This window comes from Phenylobacterium sp. Root700, from assembly GCF_001429025.1.
Lineage (GTDB): Bacteria > Pseudomonadota > Alphaproteobacteria > Caulobacterales > Caulobacteraceae > Phenylobacterium.
Window position 1 is genome coordinate 14,234 of the sequence record NZ_LMHT01000003.1, and the last position, 15,166, is coordinate 29,399.

A 15,166-nucleotide genomic window follows, 5' to 3' on the forward strand; every position below is an offset into this window, starting at 1 on the left:
TCTCTACGTGATCGAAAGAAACTGGAACGAGCTCATCCGTCCCGAGAAGCCGCTGATCGAGACCGGAACTGACGCGAACCGCAAGGCGCGTCTGGTAGCCGAACCTCTCGAACGCGGCTTCGGTGTGACGCTGGGCAACAGCCTCCGCCGTGTTCTCCTGTCGTCGCTGCAAGGCGCGGCTGTCACCGCCGTTCAAATCGACGGCGTCGTGCATGAGTTCTCGTCGCTTGAAGGCGTTCGTGAAGACGTCGTCGACATCGTCCTGAACATCAAGCAACTGGCTCTTCGTCTGCACTCCGAAGGCCCCAAGCGTATGACGCTGAAGGCCACTGGCCCCGGCGCCGTGACCGCCGGCCAGATCGAAGTCCCGGCGGACATTGAAATTCTGAACCCCGACCACGTGCTCTGCACCCTGGACGACGGCGCCACCGTGCGCATGGAGTTCACGGTGAACAACGGCAAGGGTTATGTCCCTGCCGAACAGAACCGTCCGGAAGACGCGCCGATCGGCCTCATCGCCGTCGACAGCCTGTTCTCCCCGGTCAAGCGCGTCGCCTATCGCGTCGAGCCGACCCGTCAGGGCCAGAGCCTCGACTACGACAAGCTGATCATGGAAGTGGAAACCAACGGCGCGATCTCGCCGGTGGACGCGGTGGCCTTCGCCGCCCGTATCCTCCAAGACCAGCTGCAGATCTTCATCACCTTCGAAGAGCCGAAGAAGAAGGTCGAAGGCGAAGCCAAGCCGGAACTGCCGTTCAACCCGGCGCTGCTGAAGAAGGTCGACGAGCTCGAGCTCTCGGTCCGTTCGGCGAACTGCCTGAAGAACGACAACATCGTCTATATCGGCGACCTGATCCAGAAGACCGAGGCGGAGATGCTCCGTACCCCGAACTTCGGCCGCAAGTCGTTGAACGAGATCAAGGAAGTGCTCGCGGGCATGAACCTTCACCTCGGCATGGACGTGCCGAACTGGCCGCCGGAAAACATCGAAGAACTCGCGAAAAAGTTCGACGACCAGATGTAAGACGCTTCTGCGCCGACTCCGTGCCGCTTCGGCGGCACGGGCCCCACGAGACCGCAGCTGCGGTGGAGGGCCCCGGCGCTTCGTTTTGACCCAGGCGGGAGCAGGCTGGGACTTGGTTAGGTAAGGACGGATCCCGAAGATCGGGAACGTCCGGCGGGTCAAGCGGCCCAGGAGATAAGATATGCGTCACGGTAAAGCACACCGCAAACTGGGTCGGACGACCGCTCACCGCACCGCGATGTTCGCGAACATGGCTGCGAGCCTGATCAAGCACGAGCAAATCGTGACCACCCTGCCCAAGGCGAAGGAACTGCGTCCCGTCGTCGAGAAACTGATCACGCTCGCCAAGCGCGGCGATCTGCACGCTCGTCGTCAGGCCATCAGCCAAGTTCGTGACGTGGCTCAAGTCGGCAAGCTCTTCGCCGTCCTGGGTCCGCGCTACCAAGAACGTCAGGGCGGCTATATCCGCGTCCTGAAGGCCGGCTTCCGCTACGGCGACAACGCCCCGCTGGCCGTGATCGAGCTCGTCGATCGCGATCCGTCGGAAAAGGGCAAGGACTCCGGTCCGGTCCAGGTCAGCGCGTTCGGCGACGAATAAGCTAACCTGCCAAAGCAGTTTCAGAGCCCCGGACAGCGATGTCCGGGGCTTTTGCTTTTCCGGCTCCCGCGGCGGGCGCATGCTCGCGCCCATGGACGCCGCCGAAGTCGAGGCCCAGGTCGAGGGCTTCATCGCCAGATATGATGATGCGATCGCCGCGCAGATCCGGGCGGCGAGGACCATCATGCGAGCCCGGCTGCCAGGCGCGTTGGAGCTGGTCTGGGACAACTATAATGCGCTGGCGATCGGCTACGGCCCGACCGAGCGGCAAGCCGACATCCTGTTCTCCATCACCGCCTATCCTCGCTGGGTCAGCCTGTTCCTGGTCGGCGGGCCCAGGCTGAGCGATCCCCATGGCCTGCTGAAGGGCGAGGGGAGCCGCATGCGCCACATTGTTCTTGAGGCCGCCGAGCGCCTGAACGACCTGGAGGTCGCGGACCTGATGGATCAGATCCTGCGCAACGCCCGCACGCCGCTCGATCCCAGGCAGCCCCAGCGCACCATCGTCAAATCGATCTCGGCCAAGCAGCGACCGCGACGAAAGTAGTTGCGTCAAATGGAAACTATTATAGATTTGTGGAAATAGAGGCCTGCCTGGAGAAGTCCCATGAGCGCGTCCAAGTCCGCCATCACCCCTGTCGTCTTCTATCGCGATCCGATCGCCGCCCTGCATTGGCTGGAGGCCGCTTTCGGGTTTGAGACCGAGGTCCTGTTGACCGACGCCGAGGGCAAGCTCGCCCATGCCGAGATGACCTTCCGCGACTGCAACATCGGTATCGGCGGCGAGTGGGAGGGGCCGCAACTTGGCGGCGCGCGGATGCGTAGCCCGGCGTCGCTGGATGGCGCGGGCACTCAGTTCATGCGGCTGAACCTGGCCGAGGGGCTCGACGCTCACTGCGAGCGGGCGAGGGCGGCCGGCGCGGTGATCACCGAGGAACCGCAGGATCAGTTCTACGGCGCGCGGACCTACCGCGCCCGAGATCTCGAGGGCCATGTCTGGACCTTCAGCCAGGACGTCCGAGTTGTCTCCGGCGAGGAGATGGCCGCCGTGAGCGGCCTGACGATCGAGACCTCGTTGCGCAAGGAGGATTGAGATGAGTGAACGCGCAAGATTACCGACCATCGGTCCGCTGCTCTGGTATCGCGACCCACGGGCCGCCATCGCCTGGCTGGAGACCGCGTTCGGCTTCGAGACCCGGTTGATCGTCGATGACGGCGCCGGCGGGGTGATCCATTCCGAACTGACGCTGGGTGACGGCTACATCATGGTGGTCGGCCCGCCCGATGGGCGTTCGGTAAGCCCGGCCGCGTTCGGCGGGCGCTCCACCCAATCGGTGCACGTCCAACTCGATGACGGGCTGGACGCCAGGTGTGAGCGGGCGCGAAGCGCCGGCGCGGCCATCGAACGCGAGCCAGAGACCCAGCCCTATGGCGACAGGGTCTTCACCTGCCGCGATCTTGAAGATCATCCCTGGTCGTTCGGCCAGACCGTGCAGGCGCTTTCCGTCGAAGAGATGGAAGCGGCCACCGGCCACAAGATTGAAGCCTAGAGGAGAGACGACCATGGCCGCCGGTTTCCGTTCCGCGCTGTTCTACCAAGATCCCAAGGCCGCTCTGGCTTGGCTCGAGAAGGTCTTTGGCTTCGAACTTGCGATGCTGCTGGAGGACGCGGAGGGCAATCTCGTCCACTCCCAGATGACGTTCGGCGACGGCTGCGTGATGATCGGCCAGGAATGGAGCGCCGACCACAAGAGCCCAAAATCGGTCGGCGGCAAGAACACCCAGACCGTCAGCATCGAGATTGAGACCGATATCGACGCTCACTTCGAGCGGGCCAAGGCTGCGGGCGCGGTGATCGACGCCGCGCCGGAGACCCAGTTCTACGGGGATCGCACCTATCGCTGCCGCGACCTCGAAGGCCACATCTGGACGGTCTCGCAGAATGTGAAGACGGTCAGCCGCGAGGAGGCCGAGGCCATCACCGGCCTGAAAATCACCGGATGGCTATGAGCGCCGCAGCCGCCCAAATCGACACGACCCTAGCGGCGCTGGCCGATCCCCATCGCCGCCGGGTCGTGGACCTGCTGGCCAAGAGCCCGCGACCGGCCGGTGAGCTGGCGCGCGAACTGGGGCTCTCGCCCCCGACCATGAGCCGCCACCTGCGCGCCCTGCGTGAGAGCGGTCTGGTCGAGGAATCCCATCCGCAGTTCGATGCGCGGGTGCGCATCTACGCCCTGAGGCCCGAACCCATGGTGCATCTCCTGCGCTGGCTGGAGGAAAGCGAACGCCTCTGGTCCGAACAACTGCTGTCCTTCAAGGCCCACGTCGAGAGCGCGCCGTGACCTCGAAGGTCTATGTCGCCCTACGGGTGAAGGTCGCGCCCGAGCGCGCCTTCGCCGCCTTCGTGCAGGAGATCGGCGCTTGGTGGCGGCCGAACAGCCTGTTCCAGACCACGCCGCGCGCGCCGGGGCTGCTGGCGTTCGAGCCCGGGGAGGGCGGTCGGCTGACCGAAACCCTGGCGGGCGGCAAGGTCTTTGAGATCGGCAGGATCACCGCCTGGGAGCCGCCGACGCGGCTGGTTTTCTCCTGGCGGCAGGCGAACTTTCCCCTCGATCTTCACACCGAGGTGGAGGTTCGGTTCGAGGGCGTTGGAGAGGGCGAGACGCGGGTCAGCATCGAGCATCGCGGCTTCGATCAGGTGCCCGCGGGCAGCGCCGCGCGTCACGGCTTCCCCGACCAGGTGCTGTTGATGCGGTTGGCGGAGTGGTGGCGAAGCCTGCTGACATCCTATCGCGACACCTCGGCATAACGTCGGTTGGCGGGTCATGCTAGTTCACTGCCTCGGCCTGCAGATTCTATCGGGAGCCTGAGACCATGACCGATCGACCAACTGCGCCGCAGGGCGGGGCCGCCAAGGACGGACAATGGACCGGCGCCTTCCGGTTCATCTTCGCCGCGGCGGTGATCAACGCCGTTTCGTTCGGGATCATGATTCCGGTGCTGCCGAACCTGATCAAGCAGTTCACCGGCGGCGATACGGCCGCGGCGTCGGAGTGGAACGTGGTGTTCGGCGCGGTCTGGGGGGTGATGCAGCTGTTCTGCGGCCCGGTCCTGGGCATGATGTCGGACCGGTTCGGCCGCCGGCCGATCCTGCTCATATCGCTGGCGGGGCTGGCCATCGACTTCCTGTTCATGGCCCTGGCCCCCAGCCTGGCCTGGCTGTTCGTCGGCCGGGTGATCAACGGCCTGACGGCGGCCAGCTTCTCCACCGCCAACGCCTACGTGGCCGACGTGACGCCGCCCGATAAGCGCGCCAAGGCGTTCGGCTGGATGGGCTCGGCCTTCTCGTTCGGGTTCCTGGTCGGGCCGGCGCTGGGCGGCTTCCTCGGCGACATCGACCTGAGGTTGCCGTTCTTCGTGGCCGCGGGCCTGACCACCATCAACTGGTTCTACGGCTTCTTCGTGCTGCCGGAATCGCTGCCGCCGGAGAAGCGAGTGGCCAAGTTCGACTGGAAGCGGGCCAATCCGGTCGGCTCGCTGGTCTTCCTGCGCGCGCACGCCGATCTGCTGGGGCTGGCGACGGTCGGCTTCCTGTTCCAGCTGGCCCATACGGTGCTGCCGGCGATCTTCGTGCTCTACACCGGCTACCGCTACGGCTGGACGCCGGGCTTCATGGGCTTGACCATGATGGCGACGGGGCTGGCGGGCGTCATCGTCCAGACCCTGCTGGTGGGTCCCGTGGTGGCCAAGATCGGCGAGCGCGGGGCGTTGCTGCTGGGCGCGGCGGCCGGCGCGACGGGCTTCGCGATCTACGGCTTTGCACCGAGCGGCTGGATCTATTTCCTCGGCGTGCCGGTCTTCGCGCTGATGAACTTCCTGCAGCCGGGTTTGCAGGGGCTGATGACCCGCCGGGTCGAACCGTCCGGCCAGGGGCAGCTTCAAGGCGCCAACCAGAGCCTGCAAGGCATCGCCTCGGTGATCGGGCCGATCGTCTTTGGCCTGACCTTCGCCTGGTCGATCCGCCATGAGGGGATCGTGCATCAGCCGGGGTTGGCCATCTATCTGGCCGCCGGGCTGCTGGTCGGCGCCTTCCTGCTGGCGCTGCGGGTTGGGCGTGCGCCGCGAGCGGTGGCGGAGGCCGCCTGAACCGAGGCTTGCGTTTCGCCTACGGCAACTTAAGGTCGCCGACAGTATGACAGGAATGATCGAGACGATGAGGGCCTAGGCTCACGGACGCTGGCGAGATCGCCGGCCTGCCGCTTTGCGCCATTTCCCCCGCCGGCCGCCCATGCGGCTCGGTTGCTCGAGACATTCATGACCATTCCATCCGATCTGACCCCGCCCGCGGGCGTGCAAACCCGTCCCGACCTACGCCGGCGCGCCGGCTTGCGGTTCATCGGCGTGACCATCTGCCTGGACGTGGTCTCCCACACCATTGTCTTCCCCGTGCTGCCGAAGCTGGTCGAGGAACTGCTGGGCGGCGACGTCCAGGGCGCGGCGCGCTGGATCGGCGTCTTGATCGCCATCTGGTCGGTGGCCCAGTTCGTGGCCGCCCCGGTGATCGGCATGCTGTCGGACCGGTTCGGGCGGCGGCCGGTGATCCTGATCTCGGTGTTCGGCCTGGCCGTCGATCTGGTGATCATGGCGCTGGCCCCGACCCTGGCCTGGCTGCTGATCGGCAGGGCGCTGTGCGGGCTGACGGCCGGGGCGCAGGCCGCGGCCATGGCCTATGTCGCCGACATCACGCCGCAGGAAGAACGCGCCAAGAGCTATGGCTGGATCAACGCCGCGGCCTGGACCGGAGTGATCCTGGGCCCGGCGCTGGGCGGCCTGCTGGGTTCGGTCGATCCGCGCGCGCCGTTCTGGGCGGCGGCGGCGGTGTCGCTGCTGAACGGCCTCTATGGCCTGTTCGTGCTGCCGGAGTCGCTCGCCCGCGAGAACCGCGCGCCGATGTCGTGGCGCAAGGCCAACCCGGTCGGGGCGCTGAACCTGCTGGTCTCGCGCAAGGGCCTGCCGGCCCTGGCGTTCGTGCTGGTGCTGCTGTGGCTGGCGATGCACGCGATGAACAGCGTCTTCGTTCTCTACACCGCCCATCGCTACGACTGGGACCCGCTGGCCCTGGGCATCTTCGCCAGCGCCTTCGCCGCGGTGAACATCGTCGTGCAGAGCCAGCTGGCCGGACGCTTCGTCAGGTGGTTCGGCGAGCGGCGGACGGTGATCGGCGGGCTGACCGTCCAGGTGCTCTGCTACATCGGCGTCGGTCTGGCGCCGACCGGGCCGATCTTCTGGGCCGTGAACTTGCCCGGCGCCTTGGCCAATGTGGCCGGGCCGGCCCTGCAATCAATGATGACCGCGAAGGTCGATGCGAGCGAGCAGGGCAGGCTGCAGGGCGCGATGGGGTCGATCTCCAGCATGACCGGCCTGTTCGGACCGATCCTGTCGACCCAGGCCTTCGCCTGGTCGATCGCGCCCGGAATGGCGGCGGTCTGGTCCGGCTCGTCGATCATCGCGGGCGGCGTCCTGACGATGATCGGCCTTCTTCTGGTGGTTCTCTTCGTTCGCGAGGTTCCATCAGGTGAAGCGCGGGCCTAAATCAACGCCTTCATTGCGCCTGAATACTCGTCAGAGTGCCGGGCTCACGACGATGCTTGGAGAGTCTATGCGCGCCTTACGCGTTCTGATCCCGGCCATGGCCCTGCTCGCGGCCTGTTCCGATCCCGCCGCCAAATCGAACGCCCAGATCCCGCCGCTGGCCCAGCCCAGCCGTGCGGCGCCGGGCGACGCCTTGACGATGAAGTCCTCCTTCGCCCCCGTGGTGAAGCGGGCGGCTCCGGCCGTGGTCAATATCTCGTCCAAGCGCCTGGTCCGGGCGCGGCCCGATCCGTTCTGGGAAATGTTCGGCGGCGGCGCGCCGCGCGACCGCATCCAGGGCTCGCTGGGCTCGGGCGTCATCGTCCGCGCCGACGGGGTGATCGTCACCAACAACCACGTGGTCGAGGGCGGGCAGGAGATCACTGTCGCGCTTGCCGACCGCCGCGAATACGTCGCCCGCGTGCTGCTGGCCGACCCGCGCACCGACCTGGCGGTCCTGAAGATCGATGTCGGGAACGAGCGGCTGCCGGTGCTGGCGATCGACGATTCCGATGAGGCCCAGGTCGGCGACCTGGTGCTGGCCATCGGCGACCCCTTCGGCGTCGGCCAGACGGTGACCAACGGCATCATCTCGGCGCTGAACCGCACCGCCGACCCGAACGGCGACACCTCCAACGCCTATATCCAGACCGACGCGGCGATCAATCCGGGCAATTCCGGCGGCGCCCTGGTCGATATGGACGGCGACCTGATCGGCGTGAACAGCTTCATCCTCTCGCGCTCGGGCAGTTCGTCGGGCGTCGGCTTCGCGGTCCCCGCCGCCATCGTCAAGCGCGTGGTCGAGACCGCCGCCGGCGGCGGCCAGGCCGTGGTGCGTCCGTGGCTGGGCGCGCGCACCCAGACCGTGACCGGGGAAATGGCCCGCAGCATGGGCCTGGCGGTTCCGCAGGGCGCGCTGGTGGCCGACATCTGGCCGAACGGCCCGGCGGCCAAGGCCGGCCTGCGCCAGGGCGACGTGATCATCTCGGTCGACGGCCGTCCGGCGGTCGACGCCGCGGCGGTGTCCTACGCCATCTCCTCGCGCCGGCCCGGCGACCAGATCAAGCTGGGCGTGCGGCGGGGCGGCGGAGAACAGAGCCTGACCCTGCGCGCCGAGCCGCCGCCCGCCACCCCGGCGCGCGACCAGCAGGTGGTCTCTGGCCGCAACCCCTTCGACGGGGCGACCGTGGTCAACCTCTCGCCGGCCGTGGCCGACGAACTGGGCCTGGATCCGTTCCTGGGCAAGGGCGTGATGGTGATCAATATCAGCCGGGGCTTTGCGATGAACGCGGGCCTGCGTCCGGGCGATCTGATCCGCAAGGTCAACGGCCGTGACATCGGCACGGTGCGCGAACTAATCGGCGTGCTCGGCGCCGGCGGCGCACAATGGCAGGTGACCATCGAGCGCAACGGCCAGGAAGTGACCGCGAACTTCCGGACCTAAGATGCTCCCCCTCTGGGGGAGCTGTCGGCGAAGCTGACTGAGAGGGACTTTGACGCTTTCGAGCTAGAAGCCCCCTCCGTCACGCGTCGCTACGCGCCGCGCGCCACCTCCCCCAAATCGCGCTGAGCGCTGGGGGCGGATCGGGGCATGCGCGGCGCGGAGGCATTTGCTAGAACGCGCCATGGCCGATCTCTTCGAAGCCGCGGGTCTGACGCCGCATGCGCCGTCGCCGCTCGCAGACCGACTGCGCCCGCAACGGCTGGACGAGGTGGTGGGCCAGGACCATCTGCTCGGACCCGAGGGGCCGATCAGGCGCATGGCCGAGGCCAAGCGGCTGGCCTCGATGATTCTGTGGGGACCGCCGGGCACCGGCAAGACCACCATCGCGCGTCTGCTGGCCAAGGAGGCCGGCTACGAATTCCAGCAGCTCTCGGCGGTGTTCTCCGGGGTCGCGGACCTCAAGAAGGCGTTCGAACAGGCGAAGATGCGTCGGTCCGCCGGCCAGTCGACCTTGCTGTTCGTCGACGAGATTCACCGCTTCAATCGCGCCCAGCAGGACGGTTTCCTGCCTTTCGTGGAGGAGGGGATCGTCACCCTGGTCGGCGCAACCACCGAGAACCCGTCCTTCGAACTGAACGGCGCCTTGCTGTCGCGCGCCCAGGTCTATGTGCTCAAGCGCCTGGACGACGAGGCGCTGGCCAGCCTGCTGGACAAGGCCGAGGTCCATGAGGACCGCAAGCTGCCGTTGGAGCCCGAGGCTCGCGAGGCGTTGGTGGCGCTGGCCGACGGCGACGGCCGCTACCTGCTGACCCTGTCGGAGACCCTGCTCAACATCGGCTCGGACAAGCCGCTCTCGACCAAGGAGTTGGGCCAGATCCTGCAGAAGCGCAGCCCGGCCTACGACAAGGATCGCGAGGAGCACTACAACCTCATCTCGGCCCTGCATAAGTCGGTCCGGGGTTCCGACCCCGACGCGGCGCTCTATTGGCTGGCGCGGATGCTGGGCGGCGGGGAAGATCCGCTGTTCATCGCCCGGCGGCTGATCCGCATGGCGGTGGAGGATATCGGCGAGGCCGATCCGCTGTCGCTGCTGCTCGCCAATGCGGTCAAGGACACCTACGACTTTTTGGGATCTCCGGAAGGCGAGCTCGCCCTGGCCCAACTGGTCGTGCACCTGGCCGCCGCGCCGAAGTCGAACGCGGTCTACGTCGCCTTCAAGGCCGCCCAGCGCGCCGCCAAGGAGACCGGCTCGCTGACGCCGCCGGCCCACATCCGCAACGCGCCGACCAAGCTGATGAAGGACCTCGGCTACGGCAAGGGCTACGCCTACGACCACGACGTCGAGGGCGGCTTCTCCGGCCAAAACTACTTCCCCGAGGGGATGGAGCGGCGGAAGTTCTACGATCCGAAGGGCGAGGGCGCCGAGGCTCGCACCAAGGAGCGTCTCGATCGTTGGGCGCAGCAGCGGGACCGCCAGAAGTGAAGCCGCGCGGTCAACCGAAGAGACGCGCCGAACCTGTTCCGATCGTTCTCACGCCTGATGAGATCGCCCTGGTCCGCGGCCTGGTGATCTATGAGGACCCGCACATCATGGCGCTGAACAAGCCTTCGGGCCTGTCCAGCCAGGGCGGGCGAGGCCAGGTCAATACTCTGGACGAACTGCTGTGGGCCTTCGCCAAGCCGGGCAAGGCGCGGCCGCGGCTGATCCATCGCCTGGACCGCGACACCTCCGGGGTGATCCTGACCGCCAAGACCAAGCCGGCGGCCAGCTTCCTGGGCAAGCACATGATGGGCCGCAGGTTCTCCAAGACCTACCGCGCCATTGTGACGCCGGATGCGCCCGAGCCCGCCCAAGGCGCGATCGAGGCGGCGCTGCGGCGCGAGGAACTGGGCCGCGAGGCCTATATGCGCGTCTGCCCGCTCGACCATGCCGACGCCGAGAGCGCCCGCACCCGTTATCGGACGATATCCAAGGCGCCGGGCGCGGCGCTGCTGGAGCTGGCGCCGGAGACCGGGCGGATGCATCAGATCCGGGTGCACCTGGCCTCGATCGGCCGCCCGATCGCCGGCGACGTGCGCTATGGCGGCGCCTTGGCGGTCGGAGGACACGCCGTGCCCCGGCTGATGCTGCATGCGGCCGCATTGTCGTTTCCGCATCCGGAAGGCGGAACCAAGGTCATTGAGGCGCCGACACCGGCCGATATGCAAAAGTTGATCGACAGCCTGGGCTTAGGCTGAGCGGGAACGGGCCGGCAGGCTTGACCGTTGGTCGAAAGAGCCGACAGTCCAACGGCTTCCTCGGAGGTCTTTGACGATGAAACGCCCGATGCTGACGGTCGGCCTGTGCGCCGTCCTCGCGGCCTGCGCCACGGCGCCGACGGTCTATGGACCGGCGAGCGGACCGCAAACCGTCGGGTTCTCGGAGTACCGGATCGAGCCTGGCCGCTATCGCGTGACCTTCAGGGGCGGGCCGGGCGCGCCGGCCGAGCAGGTGTCCGACTACGCCCTGCTGCGCGCCGCCGACCTGGCCATCGCCGACGGCTACGACTGGTTCCGGGTTTCGGACCGCTACATGACCCAGAGCGGCCAGAGCGGCGGGCCCCGCTTGTCCGTCGGCGCCGGCGGCGGAAGCGGTCGTTATTCCAGCGGCGTGGGCGTTGGCCTGGGCACCAGTTTCGATCTCAGCGGCGGGCCCCAGGTGGTCCAGACGCTGGAGGTCATGATGGGGCGCGGGAGCCGTCCGCCGGGAAGCGACATCTATGACGCCCGCGAGATCCGCCGGGTGATCGGCGCGCGAACCTGACCGCGCGCTTTAGCGGCCTTTGCACCAAAGGCCGGCGCGTCGCATAAGGGCGCATGGATAAGGTGTTTTTGGTCGCGGCAGGCGGCGCGGCGGGGGCGGTGGCGCGATATGCGCTGGGCGTCCAGGCTATGCGCCTGTGGGGCTCGGCCTGGCCCTATGGGACATTGCTGGCCAACATTCTCGGCGGGTTGCTGATGGGCGCCCTGGTGGGCTTCTTGGCTCACCGCGGCGGCGGCGATCAGGAGCGGCTGCGTCTGCTGCTGGGCGTCGGCGTGCTGGGTGGATTTACGACTTTTTCGGCGTTTTCCCTGGAGACGGCGCTGATGATCGAGCGCCGGACCTATGGTCAGGCGTTCGGCTACGCGACGGCCTCCGTGGTGCTGTCCGTCACGGCCCTGTTCATGGGCATAATCTTGGCGCGGAAGGCGTTCGCATGAGGGAAGTCCGCAACATCGCCGTTGATCCGGGTGAGGACGGCGTGCGCCTGGACCGCTGGTTCCGCCGGCGCTGGCCGCATGTGTCCCAGATCCAGATCCAGAAGATGGCGCGCTCGGGCCAGATCCGCGTGGACGGCAGCCGCGCCAAGCCCGAGCAACGGGTCTCGGCCGGCGAAACCATCCGCGTTCCGCCGCTGCCCGAAGCCCCGAAGGCCGGCGATCCGAAGCCTGAACTGGAGCGGCGCGACGTGATGTTCGTCAAGTCGCTGGTGATCTACGAGGACGACGAGGTGCTGGTGCTGAACAAGCCCGCGGGCCTCGCCGTCCAAGGCGGCACCAAGACCCTGATGCACGTTGACCGGCTGCTCAGCGCCTGGGGCGAGGGGCTGGAGCGCCCGCGCCTGGTTCACCGCCTCGACCGCGACACCTCCGGCGTGCTGGTGCTGGGCAAGTCGCCGGGCGCGGCGGCCAAGCTGTCGGGCGCCTTCGCCCGCCGCCGTGTGGAAAAGACCTACTGGGCGCTGGTCCAGGGTAACCCCAAGCCCTCCGAGGGGGTGATGGAGCTGCACTTGGCCAAGAAGGGCATCGGCGATCGCGAGATGATCGTGCCGGCCGATCCCAAGGACCCCAACGCCGATCCGGCCGAGACCGAGTTCGTGACCATCAGCCGCGCGGCGCACCGTGTCGCCTGGATGGCGCTGCGCCCCCACACCGGCCGCACGCACCAGCTGCGCGCGCACATGCTGGCCATGGGCCATCCGATCCTGGGCGACCCGAAGTACAAGACCGAGGAGTCGGCGCAGTTGTCAGGGAACCTGAAGCTGCAGCTTCATGCCCGCCGCCTGACCCTGCCGCACCCCTCGCGCGGCACGCTGACCCTGGAGGCCCCGATCAGCAAGGAGCTGAAGGAAGGCTTCAACCGCTTCGGCTTCGACGAGCATGAAGCCGATCCCGAGCCCTTCAAGCGTCGGCGGCGCAGTTAAAATCGCGGTGTCATCCCGGAAGCCGCGCAGCGGCTGTCCGGGACCCATGAACACCGGATGGATCAGGCTGAGGCCCGACCTCGCCGTCTTCTGTTGGCACGGAGCGAATGGGTCCCGGTCTTACTTCGCAAACCGGGATGACAGCGTTGGCGGCGGCCTAGGCTTCCGCGAACGTCACAACCCCCGCCGCGTCCGGTTCCAGGAACTTGGCGGCGGAGATCGCCTCGGCCTCGATGGTCTTGCGGTCCTCGGCTGAGACCGCGCCGAATAGGCGCACGCTCACTGCGACGGATTTCATCTTCGGCTCGATCCGCCACGTGCCGGCGACGACCCCGTCGACCAGCACCATCGCCGGGATCAGGCCGTTCTTGCTGGCCAGCAATGGCGCGTGCTCGGGACGTATGACGCCCGTGCGATCGGCGCGGCCAAGCACCGCGCCGTCGAAATCGGCCAGCAACCGCACGGGCGCGGGCGTCTCGCCGCTCGGTCGCGGCGCGTCCTTCAGATCGAACAGGGTGCGCTTGCGCTCGTCCCTGAAGGTGACGAGTTCATCGCCCAGCGCCTCGAAGATCGCGGCCGCCGCCTTCTGACCCGACCATCCGGCGAAGTCGGCCGGTAGCGACGGGCCGTGGGCGGCGAGATAGCGGCGGGCGAGGTCCTGCGGGCGTAGGGCGAGATCCTCGTCGCGGCCCAGCCAAGTTTTGGCCAGGGTGAAGTCGCCGCCGGGCTCGTGGCCGAACGCGGCGTTCGACGAGGCCTGGACCAGCGGCAGGAACATCCGCGCCGCGAAGGCCAGCGGCCGAACCGGATCGACGCTCTCGGCCTCCAACACCTGGCGGACGCTCTCGAAGTCCTTGGGTTCGGGCGCGAAGTGCCGCCGGGCGAGGTCCAGCACGCGCTCCAGCTCCTCCGGCGCCGGCTTCACGCCGCCAGGCAGGGTGACGTCGCGGGGCGGCATGACGGTGGTGCGGAAAGCCAGCACGTCGCGGGCGCTGGCCAGGTGCAGGGTGCCGCGCATCAGGGTGGAGCGCACGACTTGGCGCTTATGGATCGCCGCCAGCAGGTCGGCGCGCTGGAACCCCTCCAGCCTCGCCCATAGGCCAAGGAAGGGCGCGCGCGGCAACTGGGCCTGGATGGCGAACAGCCGTTCCAGCGCCTCGACCGCGCCGATCTTCTCACGGGACAGCAGCATCTGCCGGGCGAGCAGGATCCGGTTGAGGTCGCGTGGGGTCAGAATCTGGTCGGCCATGGCGGCCAGGATCGCTGAGCCAGCGGCGGCCGGCCAGCCCTGCCGCGAAACGCCGCCTTGCGTATTTTCTCATCCGTCCCCATTGCACCCGTCGCGCCACGCATTTTCACGCGCGGCCAGGAGGCGAGTTTGCAAAAGGGCTTCATTGAACCCGGCGAGAAGCCGAAGCGGTTCTACACGGATGTCACGGTGGTGGCCGAGGACGGCGGCTTCGCCGTCAAGCTGGACGGCCGCAATGTGCGCTCGCCCAAGGGCGGCAAGCTGAACGTCCCGACCCCGGCCCTGGCCGAACTGGTCGCCGGCGAATGGTCGGGCCAGGTCGGCGTGATCGAGATGGCCGACATGCACGCCACCCGGCTGGCCTTCACCGCCACCGAAGCGGTCTCCAAGGCGCGCGAGGCCACGGCCGGCCAGATCGCCGAATATGCCGCCTCCGACGTGCTCTGCTACTTCGCCGGTGAGCCCGAGAGCCTGCATCAGCGCCAACTTGAGGTCTGGGAGCCGATCCTGGACCGGGCCGAACGCGAGCTGGCCCTGGTCTTCGTGCGGGTGACCGGCATCATCCACGCCGCCCAACCGGAAGAGACCCTGGCCAAGATCAAGGCCCTGGCGCTGGAGATGGACGATTTCAACCTGACCGGCGTGGCGTTCGGAACGCCGCTGTTCGGCTCCGGCGTGCTGGCCTTCGCCGTGCAACGCGGCTGGCTGAGCGGCGAGGAGGCCTACAGCCTGTCGCGCGTCGATGAGGCCTATCAGCAGGAAAAGTGGGGCGTCGACGAGGAAGCCGCTGAACGCACCGCGCGCCTGCTGGAAGAGGCGCGGATGCTGGACCGCTGGTTCAAGGCGCTGGCCTAGGGCCTCCTGACGCGGCGGGACTGTTGCCAGGGTCAGATCGTCCGACTACGCCTTTTGACTTCGTAGTGGAGGTCGGGCGTGAAGCACATCCTTGAAGAGCTTGAGAAGCGTCGTGATGAGGCCCGTCTTGGGGGCGGCGAGC

At 67.6% G+C, this 15,166-nt stretch carries 18 protein-coding genes; 17 read left to right on the top strand and 1 reads right to left on the bottom strand.

Annotated features, from left to right (window positions below; all coding sequences use genetic code 11):
- Positions 1–7 precede the first annotated feature (7 nt).
- The 16 genes from ASE02_RS00485 (at position 8) to ASE02_RS00560 (ending at position 12,920) form a co-directional block, all read left to right on the top strand.
- A complete protein-coding gene (locus tag ASE02_RS00485; protein ID WP_056730088.1) occupies positions 8–1,024 on the top strand; it encodes a DNA-directed RNA polymerase subunit alpha in 1,017 nt (338 codons plus the stop codon).
- A 181-nt stretch (positions 1,025–1,205) separates the two neighbouring features.
- Positions 1,206–1,622, top strand: coding sequence for a 50S ribosomal protein L17 (gene rplQ, locus ASE02_RS00490; protein WP_056730090.1), 417 nt, complete (start codon positions 1,206–1,208; stop codon positions 1,620–1,622).
- Between the two features lie 79 nt (positions 1,623–1,701).
- On the top strand, positions 1,702–2,169 hold the full coding sequence (locus tag ASE02_RS00495) for a hypothetical protein (protein WP_156405860.1): 468 nt from the start codon (positions 1,702–1,704) through the stop codon (positions 2,167–2,169).
- A gap of 60 nt (positions 2,170–2,229) precedes the next feature.
- A complete protein-coding gene (locus ASE02_RS00500; RefSeq protein WP_056730094.1) occupies positions 2,230–2,715 on the top strand; it encodes a VOC family protein in 486 nt (161 codons plus the stop codon).
- A gap of 1 nt (position 2,716) precedes the next feature.
- Positions 2,717–3,172, top strand: a complete 456-nt coding sequence (locus ASE02_RS00505; protein WP_056730096.1) for a VOC family protein — start codon at positions 2,717–2,719, stop codon at positions 3,170–3,172.
- 13 nt (positions 3,173–3,185) lie between these two features.
- Entirely contained in the window at positions 3,186–3,632 is a 447-nt protein-coding gene (locus ASE02_RS00510; protein ID WP_056730098.1) for a VOC family protein, read from the top strand.
- The gene (locus ASE02_RS00515) at positions 3,629–3,964 is read left to right on the top strand and encodes a helix-turn-helix transcriptional regulator (protein WP_056730099.1); all 336 of its coding nucleotides are present in this window, start codon (positions 3,629–3,631) and stop codon (positions 3,962–3,964) included. The genes ASE02_RS00510 and ASE02_RS00515 overlap by 4 nt, the downstream gene beginning before the upstream one ends.
- Positions 3,961–4,431 (top strand): SRPBCC family protein, encoded by a 471-nt coding sequence (locus tag ASE02_RS22610; RefSeq protein WP_056730100.1) that lies wholly within the window; start codon positions 3,961–3,963, stop codon positions 4,429–4,431. Before ASE02_RS00515 ends, ASE02_RS22610 begins: the two co-directional genes overlap by 4 nt.
- Positions 4,432–4,496: 65 nt before the next feature.
- Positions 4,497–5,768 carry a TCR/Tet family MFS transporter gene (locus ASE02_RS00525; RefSeq protein ID WP_056730101.1) on the top strand — a complete coding sequence of 424 codons (1,272 nt, stop codon included), beginning with the start codon at positions 4,497–4,499 and terminating at the stop codon, positions 5,766–5,768.
- A gap of 168 nt (positions 5,769–5,936) precedes the next feature.
- On the top strand, positions 5,937–7,214 hold the full coding sequence (locus tag ASE02_RS00530) for an MFS transporter (protein ID WP_056730103.1): 1,278 nt from the start codon (positions 5,937–5,939) through the stop codon (positions 7,212–7,214).
- 67 nt (positions 7,215–7,281) lie between these two features.
- Positions 7,282–8,697, top strand: a complete 1,416-nt coding sequence (locus ASE02_RS00535) for a Do family serine endopeptidase (RefSeq protein WP_056730105.1) — start codon at positions 7,282–7,284, stop codon at positions 8,695–8,697.
- A gap of 181 nt (positions 8,698–8,878) precedes the next feature.
- A complete protein-coding gene (locus ASE02_RS00540; RefSeq protein ID WP_056730109.1) occupies positions 8,879–10,180 on the top strand; it encodes a replication-associated recombination protein A in 1,302 nt (433 codons plus the stop codon).
- Positions 10,177–10,935, top strand: a complete 759-nt coding sequence (locus tag ASE02_RS00545) for an RluA family pseudouridine synthase (protein WP_056730111.1) — start codon at positions 10,177–10,179, stop codon at positions 10,933–10,935. Before ASE02_RS00540 ends, ASE02_RS00545 begins: the two co-directional genes overlap by 4 nt.
- Before the next feature lie 76 nt (positions 10,936–11,011).
- Entirely contained in the window at positions 11,012–11,500 is a 489-nt protein-coding gene (locus ASE02_RS00550; RefSeq protein WP_056730113.1) for a hypothetical protein, read from the top strand.
- A 53-nt stretch (positions 11,501–11,553) separates the two neighbouring features.
- The gene (crcB, locus tag ASE02_RS00555; protein WP_056730115.1) at positions 11,554–11,937 is read left to right on the top strand and encodes a fluoride efflux transporter CrcB; all 384 of its coding nucleotides are present in this window, start codon (positions 11,554–11,556) and stop codon (positions 11,935–11,937) included.
- The gene (locus ASE02_RS00560) at positions 11,934–12,920 is read left to right on the top strand and encodes an RluA family pseudouridine synthase (protein WP_056730117.1); all 987 of its coding nucleotides are present in this window, start codon (positions 11,934–11,936) and stop codon (positions 12,918–12,920) included. Before crcB ends, ASE02_RS00560 begins: the two co-directional genes overlap by 4 nt.
- 157 nt (positions 12,921–13,077) lie before the next feature.
- Here the strand turns inward: ASE02_RS00560 and ASE02_RS00565 are convergent, their stop codons facing one another.
- Positions 13,078–14,169 carry a winged helix DNA-binding domain-containing protein gene (locus tag ASE02_RS00565; RefSeq protein ID WP_056730119.1) on the bottom strand — a complete coding sequence of 364 codons (1,092 nt, stop codon included), beginning with the start codon at positions 14,167–14,169 and terminating at the stop codon, positions 13,078–13,080.
- Positions 14,170–14,298: 129 nt separating this feature from the next.
- On the opposite strand from ASE02_RS00565, the gene ASE02_RS00570 reads away from it, so the two are divergent.
- Positions 14,299–15,024 (top strand): ATP12 family chaperone protein, encoded by a 726-nt coding sequence (locus tag ASE02_RS00570; RefSeq protein ID WP_056730121.1) that lies wholly within the window; start codon positions 14,299–14,301, stop codon positions 15,022–15,024.
- The last annotated feature ends 142 nt before the right edge of the window (positions 15,025–15,166 follow it).

What these genes read in the sequence shown, in the direction of transcription:
- ASE02_RS00535 (WP_056730105.1), top strand. Translation starts at nt 7,282, where the DNA reads ATGCGCGCCTTACGCGTTCTGATCCCGGCCATGGCCCTGCTCGCGGCC.
- crcB (WP_056730115.1), top strand. Translation starts at nt 11,554, where the DNA reads ATGGATAAGGTGTTTTTGGTCGCGGCAGGCGGCGCGGCGGGGGCGGTG.
- ASE02_RS00515 (WP_056730099.1), top strand. Translation starts at nt 3,629, where the DNA reads ATGAGCGCCGCAGCCGCCCAAATCGACACGACCCTAGCGGCGCTGGCC.
- ASE02_RS00505 (WP_056730096.1), top strand. Translation starts at nt 2,717, where the DNA reads ATGAGTGAACGCGCAAGATTACCGACCATCGGTCCGCTGCTCTGGTAT.
- ASE02_RS00530 (WP_056730103.1), top strand. Translation starts at nt 5,937, where the DNA reads ATGACCATTCCATCCGATCTGACCCCGCCCGCGGGCGTGCAAACCCGT.
- ASE02_RS00565 (WP_056730119.1), bottom strand. Translation starts at nt 14,169, where the DNA reads ATGGCCGACCAGATTCTGACCCCACGCGACCTCAACCGGATCCTGCTC.
- ASE02_RS00525 (WP_056730101.1), top strand. Translation starts at nt 4,497, where the DNA reads ATGACCGATCGACCAACTGCGCCGCAGGGCGGGGCCGCCAAGGACGGA.
- ASE02_RS00560 (WP_056730117.1), top strand. Translation starts at nt 11,934, where the DNA reads ATGAGGGAAGTCCGCAACATCGCCGTTGATCCGGGTGAGGACGGCGTG.
- rplQ (WP_056730090.1), top strand. Translation starts at nt 1,206, where the DNA reads ATGCGTCACGGTAAAGCACACCGCAAACTGGGTCGGACGACCGCTCAC.
- ASE02_RS00540 (WP_056730109.1), top strand. Translation starts at nt 8,879, where the DNA reads ATGGCCGATCTCTTCGAAGCCGCGGGTCTGACGCCGCATGCGCCGTCG.
- ASE02_RS00510 (WP_056730098.1), top strand. Translation starts at nt 3,186, where the DNA reads ATGGCCGCCGGTTTCCGTTCCGCGCTGTTCTACCAAGATCCCAAGGCC.
- ASE02_RS00500 (WP_056730094.1), top strand. Translation starts at nt 2,230, where the DNA reads ATGAGCGCGTCCAAGTCCGCCATCACCCCTGTCGTCTTCTATCGCGAT.
- ASE02_RS00550 (WP_056730113.1), top strand. Translation starts at nt 11,012, where the DNA reads ATGAAACGCCCGATGCTGACGGTCGGCCTGTGCGCCGTCCTCGCGGCC.
- ASE02_RS00495 (WP_156405860.1), top strand. Translation starts at nt 1,702, where the DNA reads ATGCTCGCGCCCATGGACGCCGCCGAAGTCGAGGCCCAGGTCGAGGGC.